The sequence below is a fragment of the Psychrobacter sp. TB20-MNA-CIBAN-0197 genome (assembly GCF_040309765.1).
Classification (GTDB): domain Bacteria; phylum Pseudomonadota; class Gammaproteobacteria; order Pseudomonadales; family Moraxellaceae; genus Psychrobacter; species Psychrobacter submarinus.
Window position 1 is genome coordinate 1 of record NZ_JBEOPC010001083.1, and the last position, 250, is coordinate 250.

The window sequence follows — 250 nt, forward strand, 5'->3', positions numbered from 1 at the left end:
GTAAAGCGTCGATCGTGCGCACGCCGAAAGTTGCGCACAACGACGACGGGCCGGGCAAACCGGTCAGCATCGATGCGGTCATCGGTCGGCGGCCGATCCTCGCCTTTGGCAACTCCGACGGCGACCTGCAGATGCTGCAGTGGACCGCCGCCGGGCCGGGCAAGCGCCTGATGGGGCTGGTGCACCACACCGATGCCAAGCGCGAGTGGGCTTATGACCGGCAATCGAATATCGGCCGACTCGACAAGGC

Annotated in this window: 1 protein-coding gene; it reads left to right on the plus strand. The window is 66.0% G+C overall.

Features of this window, described 5'->3' with window-relative positions:
• Positions 1 to 14: 14 nt before the first annotated feature.
• On the plus strand, positions 15 to 250 hold a 236-nt coding region (locus AAEY83_RS17255; protein WP_351061122.1), incomplete at its 3' end, for an HAD family hydrolase.